Origin of the sequence: Paraburkholderia sediminicola, assembly GCF_046027355.1 — a bacterium.
In the GTDB taxonomy this organism is placed as follows: domain Bacteria; phylum Pseudomonadota; class Gammaproteobacteria; order Burkholderiales; family Burkholderiaceae; genus Paraburkholderia; species Paraburkholderia sediminicola_B.
The window spans coordinates 172,344-186,489 of record NZ_JAQQEK010000001.1 but is presented as its reverse complement, the minus strand read 5'-3'; the positions used below and the strand labels follow the sequence as shown (position 1 = coordinate 186,489).

Here is a 14,146-nt window from a genome sequence, read left to right as displayed (position 1 = left end):
CGACAAGCGATTTGGCTTCGTGTGTATTCAGGTTATGCGCGGAAGTGATCCTGCCATTTGACATGGATCATTCACGCGACTGGCGCGCGGACCTTGCGCTAGGAGCGTGATTTCCAGGGCCAGGCAGGATAGATCGGCACAGTGCCTTCAACGCTTTCCCGTCCCACTTCGGCTTGACCGCCGTTACGTTCGACATCGGCGGTCCGCCCAGGCTCGTCTGCCAGGGCACTGTCGAGATTGTCAGCCGCTGCATCGGTCGAAGTTTCGTCCTGCGCGCGATCTGAATATGCACACTTTCCGAACCACGGTACCTCAGCCTGCATCGCGGCGACATAGGCCAGCCAACCGTCCGGGTTGTCAGCAAAAAGATTCCGTTGAACCGAAGTCGCGAGGCGCTCCCCATCCAGATCGGCATCAAGCAACGCCTGCGGCCATATGGAGAATGCACGGACAGCCTGCGCGACAAACTCGCGCGAAGTCGTCCGTGGTGAAATGTGCATCAGCAGCGGCTGGCCCGCCAAAAACTCGCTTTCTGCCGCCAGTTCGCGTACGGTCGTGTGGTCCTTGCCGCGCCTCAGCAGAGCGTTCATTACTTCAAGCACGTCTCCAAGGTGGATCAACAGCGCTCGGCGTTCAAATGCGTCAGTCATATACGTGTCCTGCCAAACCTGGCCATCAAATGCCCGTTCTTCACCGTAGAGGTCGGAACGTATGATGGGACTATACCCGCATGCTTCGAAGGCGGGCTTGGGATGGACAGCTTTGCAGGGCTCGTCGGGGTGGGTGCGCTCTGTTCGTCCCGCACGTGTTCTGACCGTGCAACGCAGGTTTGCCGCACGTCATTCACCCGCCTAAAACCGACAGCGTCTTCGACATCTTGAGCTGCACCCAGACCATGCCTTCGCGCAACCCGGCGAGCACCGCTTCACACTCGGTCGGGAAAATACCGCTGTGTGTGAACTCGTGTTTGAAGACGCCCTCCGGCGTGTTGTGGCTAAGCTGAATCGTGCAGTCGAAGCCGCCGGTTGTCTGATGCGTGATCGCCGAGACCGACCAATCGCTGTCGCAGACGTTACCCGAAAGTGCCATGAGTCACTCCTGATCTTTCGGCCGCGCGAAGCCCACGCCGCGCCCGGCCCTTGCGGAAAGTTAGCCAACCGTCAGATTGTCGACGACCGCATGCACGCCCGGCGCCGACCACGCCGCCCCGCGCGCGGCCGACCGCTCGGCAAAGGAGTCGACCTTACCCGTCAGCGTAACCGTGCCTTCATGTACCTTGATAGTGATGTGTTTCGCTTCGCGGTCGGCATGGCGCTGCAGTGCCTCGCTAATCTGAGTGCCGATATCCTGCGCGGCGACGACACCGCCTATACGCATCATGTTCGACACGCCCGTCACACCGCGCATGTGCGAAACGGTCCGCGTAGCGAGGTGGCTGTGATAAGCACAATCCACCTCGCCGCTCAAAGTCACCCAGCCCTTCTCGACCTGAACCTTGACAGCGTCTTCATACAGGCCGAGGTGGCAACGTGATCGTTGCGCTCGGAATGCGACATGGCAACGACCATGCCTGCATCGTGCAAGCGCCGACTGATGGCGGCGCCGAGCCCGCCCATTCCGCCGGTGACAAAAGCAACTCGCTTAGCCGACATGGTGTTCTCCTTGCGCTGAACCGTTGAGTTTCGCAAACGACGGCACCGCGAACGGCGCACGCCCTTCCAGCGCCCCCTTGAGCGCCTGCTCGAGATGCTGCATCCATTCCTGCACAGGTATCGCCGCGGGATTCACGCCGGGGCCTTTCTGCCATTCATCGGTCCACGTCGATTGCCACTTTGCGAGCGCTTCGCGCATTCCGTCGCTGTATGCGCTCTGTTGCCGCATCGCTAAGACCCAACCCTGTTGCCAGAGATTCTTCGTGGTTTCGATGTAATCGCGCAGCGTCGCCCGGCAACTCGCACCGAAATCGTTCCAGTCGCACGCGCTTGGCGCTGCTTCGCGAGTGGCTTTCATTGCGGCGAGGTCGCGTTTGATGCGAAGCATTTCGAACTCACATGCTTGTTGCCGGGCTTCGTGTCCGAAGCACAGCATCCGGAGTGCGAGTTCCAGGTTCGCACGATACGCATCAAACGGCGTGATAAATTCAGGTGCCATGGTGCCCCTCCAGTCGTGTCCAGATGAATTGCATATACATCGCGCGGTTTATCTCGCGGTCGAGTTCGCGGCCGCTGCCCGTTCAATGTACGCGACGCTCCTAGAGACCGATTGATGTGTATCAAGCGTGCGGCGCTCCGCGGCACATGCTGAAAGTGAACGGCCACCACGGCCGCCAGAACAACATTCAGGCACCGGTCCAGGTCTCCCTGATCAGCAACACGGGACACGTCGACTGCCGCACGAAACGCTCCGCGACACTGCCGATCACCATGCGCCGCATACCGCGCCGCCCATGCGTGCCCATCACGACAAGCTCGGCGTCGAGCCGCTCGGCGCAGCGTGCGATGCAACCGGCAATGTCCTCGGCAATGCCTTGCGTCTCGATGATCTCGGAATCACCCTTCACGTCGAACGCCTGCATCTTTGCGCAAGCCTCGTCGAGGAACCTGCGCCCGACCTGCCGCGCCGTGTCGGTCAGCAGATGCGGATCGCAGGCACCCGCATACGTGAACGCGGCGGACTGGTCGAGCACATGGACCGCCGTCAGCTTGCCGCCCGACAGTTTGGCGATCCGGATGGCCTCGCTCACCGCATACTTCGACGCTTCACTGCCGTCCACTGCCACCAGAATATTTGCGTACATGACTCCCTCCTCATGGAGTGTCGGGAAAAACAGGCATAGCGCCGCAACGGACGCAAGCTTGCCTGGCGCAGCGTTTAAACTGGGCGTCGGTCGAGTTTCCGCTCAGCGACATCAAATGCGGCCCGTACCGCTATGTTTGGATCGGCGTTCACGCAATGCTCTATTGGCACGAGCTCTCCGTTCCGCATGATGAGGTCGAGCCACGCGTCGAAAACCGGCCGGCGGATTCCGGCAGCGGGCGCGCTGGCTCCGGCACCTTCTGGCCGTTCACGAATAGCCTCGATCGCCAGGTGACAACCCGCGATAGACCTGCTGAACCGTTCGAGGCGCACCAACTGCATGGCCGCGTCGCCCTCGATCTGCGACGTCCCGGCAAAGCCGAGATAAACGATTTGCATGCCGACACCCATTTCTGTTCTCCCAGACGTGCCGCGATTTCTCTGGTGAGGCCGGCTTCTTTCGCGACTACAGGAAGATCGGCGGTATATCACTCGAGTGACGACCATGGCGTCACGCCCCATGCGACGCTTGCCCCGGCTCCGAGCACGATCAGGACGTCGTAGCGGTTTCGCATGAGGAACCGCCTGGGATTGCGGCTCAGATGCGCCATCCAGGCCAACGAAGCAGCAAACCCGGCCACCATGCACACGTATAGCGCTCGGCCCGTCTGATGAAGCATAGGCGAGTCAACGGCCAGTTCGAGATAAAAGGCGGGAATGGCGAACAGGCTGGCGCCAAACATGATCCACTGCAACCAACGCCATGTGCGCACCGCCTGCGCGTTGTCATGCGGGTCCACACCGCTCAAGCCGGCTACGCGAAAGCCATCGTTCATTTCGCCACCGCATCCAGGGTTACGACGCTGATTTACAACACTGATCCATGACACCACCGCTCCGGCAGCCGGAAAAACGCGGGATAACGCCACTCGCTGCTCAAGCGTATGAGCCCAGCCTCGGCAGGCTTTGATCCGGATCATAAGGTTGCGAGATGTGCCGAAACACCACCCGTAGGCCCCCGCAGCTCATCAACCAGATCGCGCGATGTGAGGACGTTCTGGCGTGCTCTGATGGCCACTGCTTGATCCAACTCAATCGGAACGCCGGCGCGGCGGGTATGTTGGATCACCGACCGGCGTGCGCATCCGGGCACCCCGCTGCATTCGGATGGCGAAGAATATTAGAAGGAATATCAACGTGCAAAACTCTGACCAGACTCCCGGACGGCCCCTCACCGCCGAAGTTGACAGCTCCGATACGGAGGACGCCAAGTTCTACCTCGTCGGCGGCGGCATTGCGTCGTTGGCGGCCGCGGCCTTCCTGATCCGCGATGGACATGTGCGCGGCTGCAACATCACGATTCTGGAAGCGCTCGACAAACCTGGCGGCAGCCTCGACGGCTCGGGCTCGGCGGAAAGCGGCTACGTCGTGCGCGGCGGCCGGATGCTCGAAAGCAAGTATCTGTGTACCTATGATCTGTTCTCGTCGATACCGGCTCTGGACGGCAGCAAAAGTGTGACGCAGGAGATATTCGAGTGGAACGAAACCATCTGCACCTCGTCCAGGTCGCGGCTCGTCAGAAACGGCAAACGCGAAGATACTCCCGCTTACGGGCTGGATGAACATGGCCTGCTGACGCTGGGCCGCCTGTCGATCGAACCAGAAGTCATGCTCGGCAACAGCCGCATTTCCGATCACTTCGATGCGTCTTTCTTCGCAACGAATTTCTGGTTGATGTGGTGTACGACGTTCGCGTTCCAGCCGTGGCATAGCGCGGTCGAGTTCCGGCGCTATCTCCTGCGCTTCGCGCACATGTCCTCCGGATTCAACCAGTTGCACGGCATCATGCGCACGGTCTACAACCAGTACGACTCGATGATCCGGCCGCTGCGCCACTGGCTGGACGAGCATGGCGTTGCGTTCCGGCCGAACACCCAGGTTACCGATCTGCTGTTCGACGAAAGCGGCGCGGAGAACCGCGTCCGCGGCATTGTCTGTGAATCCGCGCATCAGCGCCTCGAGATACCCGTCGCGACGGCAGACAAGGTCATCGTCACGCTCGGATCGATGACCGCCGGCTCCAGCCTGGGCAGCATGGACCACCCCGCGCCTTTGACTACCGTCGACAGCACGGGCGCCTGGCCCTTGTGGAAGACGATCGCGGCGGGCCGGCCCGAATTCGGTCACCCTTCCGTTTTCGCGGATCATATCGACGAGTCGAAGTGGCTGTCGTTCACGGTCACGTTGCGCGACCCGGCGCTGTTCCGGCTGATCCGCGACCTGACCGGCAATGTGCCGGGTGAAGGCGGCCTGATTACCTTTCCCGAGTCGAGTTGGCTTGCGTCCATCGTTTTGCCGCATCAACCGCATTTCCTCGGTCAGCCCGCGGACGTGCAAGTGCTGTGGGGCTACGGCTTGCGGGTCGACCAGCCCGGCGACTTCGTCGGGAAGCCCATGTCGGCATGCACCGGCCGCGAAATTCTGACCGAAATCCTCGGCCATTTGCGGATCGAAGCAGAGGCATCGCGCATTCTCGAACACGCCAATTGCATTCCCTGCCTGATGCCGTTCATCACAAGCCAGTTCATGCCGCGCAGCAAGGGCGACCGGCCGCACGTGAGCCCTGACGGCTGGCAAAATCTTGCGTTCACGGGGCAGTTCTGCGAGCTGCCAGACGATGTCGTCTTCACCGTCGAATACTCCGTTCGTTCAGCGCAGAATGCGGTGTACGCGCTACTCGGGTTCGATCTTGCCGCGCCAGACGTCTACAAAGGCCAGCACGATCCGCGAATCGTGTACAAGGCGTTTTCAGCGTTGCGTGACCGCTAACGCTTGCTATCCTGCTTCCCGCTAGAACCGTGCGGCCCAGGTGCGCCGCTCTCGAAGAAAACCGTGTCAACGACTTTCAGCGAGGTCATGCAGTGGATATCGACAGATCGCCGCAAATCAAAGGCTTTCGTGCGCTTCTTGGGCGTCTGAAGGAGCATCCGCTGGCACGCGTCGGCCCGGGCCTCATCACCGGTGTTGCCGATGACGATCCGAGCGGCATCGCCACCTATTCGCAGGCAGGCGCGCAGTTCGGCCTGAACATGCTTTGGACGATGCCGCTCGCCTTTCCGTTGATGGCAGCCGTCCAGGCCATGTGCGCGAACCTCGGCCGGGTAACCGGCAAAGGGCTTGCCGCCAACATCAAGAGCGCATTTCCGCCGCTCGTGCTTCAGGGCGTCGTGTTGTTGCTGCTCGTCGCCAATGTCCTGAATATCGCTGCCGACGTCGCCGCCATGGGTGAAGTCGCGGAACTCGTGAGCGGTATCGACCGCCATCTGATGACGGCCTGCTTCGTGTTTGGAACACTGCTGTTGCAGGTATTCGTCCCCTACCACCGGTACGTCTTCTTTCTGAAGTGGCTGACCGTCTCGCTGCTCGCCTATGCCGCCGTGCTATTCACGGTTCACGTACCGTGGGGCGAAGTCGCGCTGCGCACGCTGTGGCCGCACCTTACGCTGAACGCCAACGCGGCGGCGGTGATCGTTGGCGTGTTCGGCACGACGATCAGCCCTTACCTCTTTTTCTGGCAGGCGTCCGAAGAAGTCGAAGAGATGCAGGCTAATGGCGGTCGTGTCGCGCTCGTGAATGACGCGGGCGCGGCGCCCACAGAGCTTCGACGCATTCGCTGGGACACCTGGACCGGTATGTTCTATTCGGACGTCACGGCTTTTTTCATCATTCTGGCGACCGCCGTCACGCTGCATGTGGCCGGTGTGACCGACATCACCACCGCAGCGCAAGCCGCGAGCGCGCTGCGGCCGCTTGCCGGCAATTTTGCCTACATCCTTTTTGCGCTGGGCATCCTCGGCGTCGGCCTGATCGGCGTGCCGGTGCTCGCCGGCTCCGGCGCTTATGCGCTCTCCGAGGCGATGGGCTGGCGTGAGGGTCTGGAGCGTAAGGTGCGCGACGCACGCGGCTTCTACGCCATCATCGCCGTCAGCGTGCTGGCGGCACTCGCCATCCAGTATTCGCCGATCAGTCCGATGAAGGCGCTGTTCTGGAGCGCGGTCATCAACGGCGTCGTGGCCGTGCCGCTGATAGTCGTGATTCTGATCCTCGTGTCCAGAAAGTCGGTCATGGGCGCGTTCACCGCGAGCCGGCCGCTCATCATTCTGGGCTCGATCGCTACGCTGGTGATGGGCGCGGCCGCTGTCCTGATGCTGCTGCCGTCATAGACGGTCCGATCGCCTTTGCTTCCAGAGTTATTAGCAGGAGAACATTCTGGTGGCGTTCGTCGCGGAAATACTCGGCGATTGTCAGCGCCGTAAAGGGCACGCGCCAGCACGCTTCGCTGAAGTGGGCTTGCACCTCGGCAAGCACCGGCGCGAGGTCGTCCGACAGGACGAGGAGCGCGTCGCCCACTGGCGGCAGCATGTCATCGGCAAACGTCACGTCGACGACTGCACCACGTACGGCGACCACATACCCGTCGCTTGTGGCCAACGGGGTTGTCGAGAACGAGGTTGCCAGATCAGCCGACATTGTTGGGCGTCCATGCGGCCGATTTCAAATAGTCCAGGATACCGCCGCGGGCACTCGATCAACTGATCTTCATCAAACCTGGGAGAGGTGACGTTCAATCAGGAACAGTCTGTTGGTCATGTCCGCTCAATCCCTGATGAATCAGCACATCCATTCGAGCGTTTTGGCTCTGGCGATGTGTCCTTTGAGCACGTGCGCAAAGACGGCCAATCCAGCGTTTGCGTCTTTGTGCGCCGCAGCGGCTGTCACCTTGCATTCGGCAACTGCCGGCCGGCCCACAAGCTCGCGCATTTGCCTCATGGCCTTATCAGCGCCTCGCCCGCCGAAGCTGCAAAAGAACGCTACCGGTGGAAGCCGCGCACGGTTCTCGACGAGATAGGAGCGAACCGGCGCGGACACCGAACCGGCCCAGACCTGCGTGCCGATCACGACCAGGTCGTACGCCGTGACATCGCGTCCGGCTGGAACGATTTCGACGGGACGCTTCATGATGATGTCGGCCAGCGAGCGCAGATATCCCCCCCCCCTTTGCGATTACTGAAATCGCAAATCTCTTCGAGATCCGCTGCCAGCATTTTCGCAATTGCCTGCGCGAGCAACCGTGTGGTGCCGGCGCGCGAGAAATAGACAACAAGGACTTTCGCTTGGGACATTTCAATCTCCTCACCACAACTGTCGTGCATTCACGTGCGGGAATCGCCACAGCACGATCGACGCCCCCAATACCGCCGCGCGTGGAACGTCTGGCCATCATCAGGAACTGGACCGTCGCTCGGGACGGCGACGGTTTCCGGCGCGTCGTCGTGTCGCCGAAACCGCGACGCATCATGGCGCTTCAACCCATTCACTGGTTGCTCGATCACGATGCCGTGGTGATCGCAGCCGGGGGCGGCGGAATTCCGGTCACGGTCGCAGCGGACGGCCGGACTCGCTGCGGCGTGGAGGCCGTGATCGACAAGGACTTGTGCAGCGCGCTGCTTGCGGCGGACATCGACGCCGATCTGCTGCTGATCGCCACCGACGTGGATGCGGTTTATGCCGATTGGCACACGCCCTGCGAACGTGTGCTGCAAGAGGTGTCGGTGGCCGGACTTCGGTCGATGTCTTTCCCGGCCGGCTCAATGGGACCGAAGGTCGAGGCGGCGTGCGAGTTCGTCTTGCGCACCGGCCGGCCGGCGGTCATCGGCTCGCTCGACCGCATCGAGGCGATGGCAAGCGGCACGGCAGGTACGCGCGTCGTCTGCGCGTGAATACCGTTCGGCGATCGGGTAGCTCGTGATGGGACCGGTGAAGGCGGCGCTCAAGTCGAGCGTCCGCTATCTCGCCACCTATCTGGCCGGGCGTCGCACTCCTGTCCGGATGAAGTATCACGCGCTACCGCGCCGTTGATCTTGATCAACGCCGGCAACTACCCGGCTCCTAGACTCAGATCACGCGTTCATGCGCCACTCACCCACTTCTGGAGCATTGCAATGACCTACAAGACCATCGTCGTTCACCTGGATACAAGTGAGCGCGCGCATCCCAGACTCGAACTCGCCCTGCGGCTCGCCAAGCAGTTCGATGCCCATCTGACCGGCGTGTTTGCCGTGTTCACGCCCGATCCGCGCTCGCTCTACGTCATGGCCGGAACCGCCGAATACTACGGTACGCACGAACAGTTGCGCGCGGAACGCCGTGGCGCGCTCGAACGGCTCTTTCATGCGGAACTGAGCCGTGCGGGAGTTGCCGGCGAGTGGATCGCCGTCGACACCCCGGCTAGCCTCGCCGTACCGCAGCGCGGCCGGTGCGCCGACCTGATCATTGCCAGCCAGGACGACCCGCACGATCCGGAATCGTACGTCGGCGATTTTTTCCCTGAAAACCTGATCATGTCCGCAGGCCGGCCGGTGTTGCTGGTGCCGTACGCCAGCAACGTCACATCACCCGGCGCGCATGTGATGGTCGCCTGGGACGGTAGCCGTGAAGCCACCCGCGCGGTACACGATGCGCTGCCGTTCATGCGCGCGGCGAAGACCACCACGGTCGTCACCGTCAACGGCGAGCGGGGCGAGCCGCGCGCGCGCATTCCGGGCGCGGATATCGCCACGCTCATTGCGCGGCACGGCGTGAACGTCGAGGTCAAGGATATTGAGGTCGGCCGCGATGCCTCGATCGGCGACGCGCTGTTGTCACAGGTATCCGCGATCGGCGCGGATCTGCTCGTGACGGGTGCTTACGGACACGCCCGCTGGCAGGAACTGGTGATGGGCGGAGCGACCCGCACGATCCTTAAATCGATGACCGTGCCGGTACTGATGTCGCATTGATGAACTGGGACGTCGAGTCAGTTCCATTCAGGAGAGTTCACCATGTACCAACAGATTCTGGTTGCCGTCGACGGCAGTGAAACGTCCGCACGCGTCCTGGACGCAGCATTGCAACTCGCGCGCGATGCCGGCGCAAAACTGCAGCCCCTTTTTGTCGTAGACGTCCCGTTGATGTCATACGATGTACCCGGCTACGACCCGTCCTACGTCCGCACGGCGCTCCTCGAGGAAGGCGCGCATGTGATCGAGGACGCAGTCGCGAGCATGAAGCGGGTCGGCGTACAGGGCACGCCGCGCATCGCCGACACCGACCTGGCGGGCGACGACATCGCCCATTGCATACTGCACGCGGCAAGCGATTTCAAGGCCGACCTGGTGGTAATGGGCACGCATGGACGGCGGGGTTTCAAAAGGCTGATGCTCGGCAGTGTCGCCGAACGTTTCCTGCGCATCGCGCAGTGTGCGGTGCTGATGATCTCGGCGCACAGCGCCAAACCTGTGGCAAGCGACGCACAGGTAGCCGAACCGATCAGGGAACCGTCATGACCTGCAAAACCCTGCTGGTGCATCTCGACGACAGCACCCATAGCACCGCGAGGATCGAATTCGCACTTGAACTGGCCGGCCGGCACGACGCGCATCTGATCGGCCTATACGTGGTTTGTCAGGATCTGACGCAGCCGATGTTTCTTCACGGCGAACGCGCACTGGTCGCGATTCGCGAAGCGCAACACGAGGCCAATCTTAAAGACGCGCAAGCGCGCTTTCTGGCGGCGGGCGAACGGGCCGGGCGCAGCGTGGAATGGCGGGCGCCGGGAGGGCCTGCGGTAGAAGCAGCGGTCCTGCACGCGCGCCACGCCGACCTCCTGATCCTCGGTCAGGATGATCCCGACGACCCGTCATCCTATATCGCACGCCACTTTGTCGAGGACGTGCTGATGAGCTCGGGGCGCCCTGCCATTGTGCTGCCCTACGCCGGGACTGTCCGTTCGTTTGCCGAAAACGTGCTGATCGCGTGGGACGGCAGCCGCGAGAGCGCCCGGGCGATGGCCGACGCCTTGCCACTGATCAAACGCGCGAAATTCGTCACCGTGATGACCCTGCAGGGTCACCCGGATAGTGAAGCGCCAGCCGGTATCGACGTCGCCGCCTGGCTTGAACGGCACGACATCCAGGCGGGATTCGCGGCCGCGCCCAAGGTGGCCGGGGTCCCCACGGGCGCGCTGCTGTTGAACATGCTGGCCGATCATCATATCGATCTGCTGGTGATGGGTGCATATGGGCATACGCGCGTGCAGGAACGGCTGCTCGGCGGCGTCACACGGACCATGCTTCAGTCGATGACCGTGCCGGTGCTGATGTCGCACTGATCTGGCAATTCAGGAATTGCGCGAAAAAAGCCCTCGCGCAAGTTAAAGCGCCCGGTTTTCAGGGCGCTTCTTTTTTGGAGCCTCGGCCGCCGGCGCGGCTCCCATCGCGAGGTGGCTGCATACTGGCACGATCCGTGCAAACCGCGCACAATAGGCGACGCATGCGTTGTTCCGGCTGGCCGCAGTTAACGAAAATCACCGTGATGTTTCCCGATCCGCGCCGCGCCTGCGTCGTCAGTCAGCGTGGCGGATTGCCTACCATCCAATGAGGCGCACATGCCCTCTCGCGGTAAAACGCCGTTCGCTAAAAAATCGCCTTTACCCATGCGGGTTGTCCCGCCTGAGCGACGTCCCATGCTTGTCGCGGCAGTCACATTTGCTGTCGTTCTTGTGACTGCGCTTGGTGCATGGCGCTGGGTCGGCGAGCAGTCATTGCGCGCCGCCAACACCCGCTTTGATCAGAATACTGCACATATGACCGCTGATCTGCAGCGCGAGTTCGCCTCCAGCGAATCGCTGCTGCGCGGCGCGCGCGGCTTGCTCTCCGTCGCGTCGGCGGACGATGCCGACGCCTGGCGCCGATATGTCGCGCAACTCGATCTGTACGAAGCGTCGTCGGTGGTGCGCTCACTTGGCTATGCTGAGGTTGACGCCGCCGCTGTCGCCCGCCTGACGGGCGGCACCGCTAACGTTACCGGACCAGCCGCCGCGCCACAACCGGTCGCTCTGGTGGTCCAGATGGCGCCGGCCGCCGTCGATGCGATGCCTGTCGGCTACGACCTGGCTAGCGCTCCCGCGAGCCGGGCGGCGTTGCTGCACGCCATCGATACAGGAGCAAGCGCGCTCGACGCGAACGCAGCGCCGTTCGGCGATGTCGGCTCGAACCCTCACCCTCGTCTTTACGTCTATTTTCCAGTGTATTCGGACGCCGGATTGCCGTCGACACCACAAGCGCGCCGCGCGGGCATCAAGCGGCTGCTGGTAGCGGCGCTGGACACCACCCGCGTGTTCGACAACGCCCTTGCCCGGCAACGGCGCATCGATCTGCAGGTATTCACCGGGACCCCTGCCACACTGCTTTATTCGTCCGCCGCAGCAAACGACGATCTGGTGGAGACGGTGCCTGTCTTCCGTAAAGCTGATACCTTGCACGTCGGCGGTGTACCTATCACGCTGTCGTACACCGCGAGCGGTCGCTATCTGCGAGCCGAGGACGAATTTGCACAAACCACGGTGCTGATCGCAGGCGTTGCGGCAGCGTGCCTCTTCAGTGCCATCGCCTTCCTGATCGTCAGGGGACGCGGCGCCGGATCTGCCGCGACGAGCGAAGCGCGCAGCCAGCTGAACCTGAACGAGGCACGCATGATGGGGATCATCCGGTCGTCGATGGAAGCCATCATCACCGTCGACGAACGGCAGAACATCGTCATCTTCAATCCAATGGCCGAACAGGTTTTTGGATGCACCGCAATGGAAGCGGTCGGCACCTCGCTCTCGCGCTTCATTCCCGAGCGCTTTCGCGCGGGACACGAGCGGCATGTCGAGCAGTTCGGCGTGACCGGCGTTTCCGACCGCCAGATGGGCAAGCAACGTGTGCTGTTCGGCTTGCGGAGCAACGGCGAAGAGTTTCCCATTGAAGCGTCGATCTCGCAGATCCGCGACGGCGATGGCAAGCTGTACACGGTCATGCTGCGCGACATCACTGAACGGGTAAAAGCGGAAAATGCGCAGCGGCAATCGCGCGAGGAACTGCGCGAACTCTCGGCGAATCTGCAGAAAGTTCGCGAGGAAGAAAAAACCCGCATTGCACGCGAGCTGCACGACGACCTTGGGCAGCAATTGACCGCCCTCAAGATGGACATTTCGTCGGTCGAACAGGAGCTCGAAACCACTGCCGAACCGCGCCTGCTGCAGCAACTGCGTGGGATGCGCCGGTTGATCGATGCGACGGTCGCGTCAGTGCGCCGGATAGCTGCCGATTTGCGCCCGGTCATGCTCGACGATCTCGGTCTGATTCCGGCGATTGAATGGCTCGCCAATGACTTTACAAACCGCTACGGCATCGACGTGGAGCGCCGGATCGAAGTCGGCGACACCAGCTTTACGCCGAATGGCGCGACGACGCTATTTCGTATCGTCCAGGAAGCGTTGACCAATGTTGCCCGGCATGCGGAAGCGACGCTCGTCACGCTGACAGTCCGGGTCGAAGGGGCCGCTTGCGTGCTGAAAATCGCGGATAACGGCCAGGGCGCGAACCGCTCGCCCACCTCCGCCGAGAAATCGTTTGGCCTGCTCGGTATCCGCGAACGCGCACACATGCTGGGCGGCACGGTCGACATCCGCACTTCCAATGGCAACGGCTTTGCGCTGACCGTCACCTTTCCGGTCACGGCGGTGCAACAGCAGGAGATGCAAACATGATTCGAGTGCTGATAGCCGACGACCATGCCCTCGTACGCGATGGCCTGCGGCATATCCTGCAAAGCGCAAGCGGCTTCGAGGTGGTCGGCGAGGCCAATGACGGCATCAGCACGATCGCGCTGGTCCGCTCGAGCGCGGCCGACGTGCTCGTACTCGATCTGTCGATGCCGGGCAGAAACGGCGTCGAACTGATCAAGCAGATCAAGGAGGAAAAACCGGCACTGCGGATCCTCGTGCTCACCATGCATGCGGAGCAGCAGTACGCGGTACGCGCTTTCAAGGCGGGCGCATCAGGGTATCTAACCAAGGAAAGTGCCAGCGCCGAACTGGTCGCCGCGGTCACCAAGGTCGCATCCGGAGGCGTCTATGTGAGCCTCGCGATGGCCGAGCGTTTTGCGCAGAGCCTGAACGAGCCTGCTGACACGTTGCCTCATCAGCGTCTGTCCGACCGTGAATTCGATGTGTTCCGCCGCATAGCCGCGGGGCAGACCCTGACCGAAATCGCCACGGAGTTGTGTGTCAGCAGCAAGACGGTGAGTACCTACAAAACGCGAATCCTCGAAAAAATGCAGATGCCGCACGAAGCCGCGCTGGTGCGTTACGCGCTGCGCCATAAGCTGCTCGGAGAAGACGACGAAATCTAGATCCAGAGCGATACACAGGCCGCCGGGTTAAATCCAATCGTCACATCAATTCGCCGGTTCCGCGATAGCCGTCCCG

The 14,146-nt window shown here is 62.1% G+C and carries 16 protein-coding genes and 3 pseudogenes; 8 read left to right on the top strand and 11 right to left on the bottom strand.

Going from position 1 to position 14,146, the window contains the following annotated elements:
• Window positions 1-98 precede the first annotated feature (98 nt).
• The 8 genes and pseudogenes from PQR42_RS00870 to PQR42_RS00835 form a co-directional block, all read right to left on the bottom strand.
• A complete protein-coding gene (locus tag PQR42_RS00870; protein ID WP_408384926.1) occupies window positions 99-650 on the bottom strand; it encodes a hypothetical protein in 552 nt (183 codons plus the stop codon).
• Window positions 651-843: 193 nt separating this feature from the next.
• On the bottom strand, window positions 844-1,089 hold the full coding sequence (locus PQR42_RS00865) for a UDP-glucose 4-epimerase (protein ID WP_408384928.1): 246 nt from the start codon (window positions 1,087-1,089) through the stop codon (window positions 844-846).
• Window positions 1,090-1,149: 60 nt separating this feature from the next.
• A pseudogene (locus PQR42_RS00860) lies at window positions 1,150-1,530 on the bottom strand (BON domain-containing protein); the annotation flags it as partial.
• Window positions 1,521-1,652 (bottom strand): annotated as a pseudogene (locus PQR42_RS00855) (beta-ketoacyl-ACP reductase); the annotation flags it as partial. The pseudogenes PQR42_RS00860 and PQR42_RS00855, both read right to left, overlap by 10 nt.
• Complete coding sequence (locus PQR42_RS00850) at window positions 1,642-2,151, bottom strand: hypothetical protein (protein WP_408384930.1); 510 nt, start codon at window positions 2,149-2,151, stop codon at window positions 1,642-1,644. The gene PQR42_RS00850 and the pseudogene PQR42_RS00855, both read right to left, overlap by 11 nt.
• Before the next feature lie 187 nt (window positions 2,152-2,338).
• Window positions 2,339-2,797, bottom strand: coding sequence for a universal stress protein (locus PQR42_RS00845; RefSeq protein WP_408209677.1), 459 nt, complete (start codon window positions 2,795-2,797; stop codon window positions 2,339-2,341).
• 74 nt (window positions 2,798-2,871) lie between these two features.
• Window positions 2,872-3,207 carry a hypothetical protein gene (locus tag PQR42_RS00840; RefSeq protein WP_408209680.1) on the bottom strand — a complete coding sequence of 112 codons (336 nt, stop codon included), beginning with the start codon at window positions 3,205-3,207 and terminating at the stop codon, window positions 2,872-2,874.
• A 77-nt stretch (window positions 3,208-3,284) separates the two neighbouring features.
• Complete coding sequence (locus tag PQR42_RS00835) at window positions 3,285-3,776, bottom strand: hypothetical protein (protein ID WP_408384933.1); 492 nt, start codon at window positions 3,774-3,776, stop codon at window positions 3,285-3,287.
• 217 nt (window positions 3,777-3,993) lie between these two features.
• Here PQR42_RS00835 and PQR42_RS00830 point away from each other — a divergent pair, with 217 nt between their 5' ends.
• Window positions 3,994-5,625, top strand: a complete 1,632-nt coding sequence (locus PQR42_RS00830) for an oleate hydratase (protein WP_408384935.1) — start codon at window positions 3,994-3,996, stop codon at window positions 5,623-5,625.
• A gap of 92 nt (window positions 5,626-5,717) precedes the next feature.
• A complete protein-coding gene (locus PQR42_RS00825) occupies window positions 5,718-7,019 on the top strand; it encodes an NRAMP family divalent metal transporter (protein WP_408209688.1) in 1,302 nt (433 codons plus the stop codon).
• Window positions 7,020-7,047: 28 nt separating this feature from the next.
• On the opposite strand, the pseudogene PQR42_RS00820 reads toward PQR42_RS00825, so the two are convergent.
• From PQR42_RS00820 to PQR42_RS00810, 3 genes and pseudogenes are all read right to left on the bottom strand, one after another.
• A pseudogene (locus PQR42_RS00820) lies at window positions 7,048-7,326 on the bottom strand (hypothetical protein); the annotation flags it as partial.
• A gap of 141 nt (window positions 7,327-7,467) precedes the next feature.
• Entirely contained in the window at window positions 7,468-7,815 is a 348-nt protein-coding gene (locus PQR42_RS00815; protein ID WP_408384937.1) for a flavodoxin family protein, read from the bottom strand.
• Window positions 7,812-7,979 (bottom strand): hypothetical protein, encoded by a 168-nt coding sequence (locus PQR42_RS00810; RefSeq protein ID WP_408384939.1) that lies wholly within the window; start codon window positions 7,977-7,979, stop codon window positions 7,812-7,814. The genes PQR42_RS00815 and PQR42_RS00810 overlap by 4 nt, the downstream gene beginning before the upstream one ends.
• A gap of 24 nt (window positions 7,980-8,003) precedes the next feature.
• Here PQR42_RS00810 and PQR42_RS00805 point away from each other — a divergent pair, with 24 nt between their 5' ends.
• The 6 genes from PQR42_RS00805 to PQR42_RS00780 all read left to right on the top strand — a co-directional run bounded on the left by PQR42_RS00805 (window position 8,004) and on the right by PQR42_RS00780 (window position 14,070).
• Window positions 8,004-8,576, top strand: a complete 573-nt coding sequence (locus PQR42_RS00805; protein WP_408493562.1) for an amino acid kinase family protein — start codon at window positions 8,004-8,006, stop codon at window positions 8,574-8,576.
• 222 nt (window positions 8,577-8,798) lie between these two features.
• Window positions 8,799-9,635, top strand: a complete 837-nt coding sequence (locus tag PQR42_RS00800; RefSeq protein ID WP_408209692.1) for a universal stress protein — start codon at window positions 8,799-8,801, stop codon at window positions 9,633-9,635.
• 42 nt (window positions 9,636-9,677) lie between these two features.
• Entirely contained in the window at window positions 9,678-10,181 is a 504-nt protein-coding gene (locus PQR42_RS00795) for a universal stress protein (protein WP_408384943.1), read from the top strand.
• Window positions 10,178-11,005, top strand: coding sequence for a universal stress protein (locus PQR42_RS00790; RefSeq protein WP_408384945.1), 828 nt, complete (start codon window positions 10,178-10,180; stop codon window positions 11,003-11,005). Before PQR42_RS00795 ends, PQR42_RS00790 begins: the two co-directional genes overlap by 4 nt.
• A 474-nt stretch (window positions 11,006-11,479) precedes the next feature.
• Window positions 11,480-13,426 (top strand): sensor histidine kinase, encoded by a 1,947-nt coding sequence (locus PQR42_RS00785; protein ID WP_408493535.1) that lies wholly within the window; start codon window positions 11,480-11,482, stop codon window positions 13,424-13,426.
• Window positions 13,423-14,070, top strand: coding sequence for a response regulator (locus PQR42_RS00780; protein ID WP_408384949.1), 648 nt, complete (start codon window positions 13,423-13,425; stop codon window positions 14,068-14,070). Before PQR42_RS00785 ends, PQR42_RS00780 begins: the two co-directional genes overlap by 4 nt.
• Window positions 14,071-14,146: the final 76 nt, after the last annotated feature.

Coding starts and splice junctions, on each gene's coding strand:
- PQR42_RS00870 (WP_408384926.1), bottom strand. CDS start 650: ATGACTGACGCATTTGAACGCCGAGCGCTGTTGATCCACCTTGGAGAC.
- PQR42_RS00865 (WP_408384928.1), bottom strand. CDS start 1,089: ATGGCACTTTCGGGTAACGTCTGCGACAGCGATTGGTCGGTCTCGGCG.
- PQR42_RS00850 (WP_408384930.1), bottom strand. CDS start 2,151: ATGGCACCTGAATTTATCACGCCGTTTGATGCGTATCGTGCGAACCTG.
- PQR42_RS00845 (WP_408209677.1), bottom strand. CDS start 2,797: ATGTACGCAAATATTCTGGTGGCAGTGGACGGCAGTGAAGCGTCGAAG.
- PQR42_RS00840 (WP_408209680.1), bottom strand. CDS start 3,207: ATGGGTGTCGGCATGCAAATCGTTTATCTCGGCTTTGCCGGGACGTCG.
- PQR42_RS00835 (WP_408384933.1), bottom strand. CDS start 3,776: ATGATCCGGATCAAAGCCTGCCGAGGCTGGGCTCATACGCTTGAGCAG.
- PQR42_RS00815 (WP_408384937.1), bottom strand. CDS start 7,815: ATGAAGCGTCCCGTCGAAATCGTTCCAGCCGGACGCGATGTCACGGCG.
- PQR42_RS00810 (WP_408384939.1), bottom strand. CDS start 7,979: ATGTCCCAAGCGAAAGTCCTTGTTGTCTATTTCTCGCGCGCCGGCACC.
- PQR42_RS00800 (WP_408209692.1), top strand. CDS start 8,799: ATGACCTACAAGACCATCGTCGTTCACCTGGATACAAGTGAGCGCGCG.
- PQR42_RS00795 (WP_408384943.1), top strand. CDS start 9,678: ATGTACCAACAGATTCTGGTTGCCGTCGACGGCAGTGAAACGTCCGCA.
- PQR42_RS00790 (WP_408384945.1), top strand. CDS start 10,178: ATGACCTGCAAAACCCTGCTGGTGCATCTCGACGACAGCACCCATAGC.
- PQR42_RS00785 (WP_408493535.1), top strand. CDS start 11,480: ATGACCGCTGATCTGCAGCGCGAGTTCGCCTCCAGCGAATCGCTGCTG.
- PQR42_RS00780 (WP_408384949.1), top strand. CDS start 13,423: ATGATTCGAGTGCTGATAGCCGACGACCATGCCCTCGTACGCGATGGC.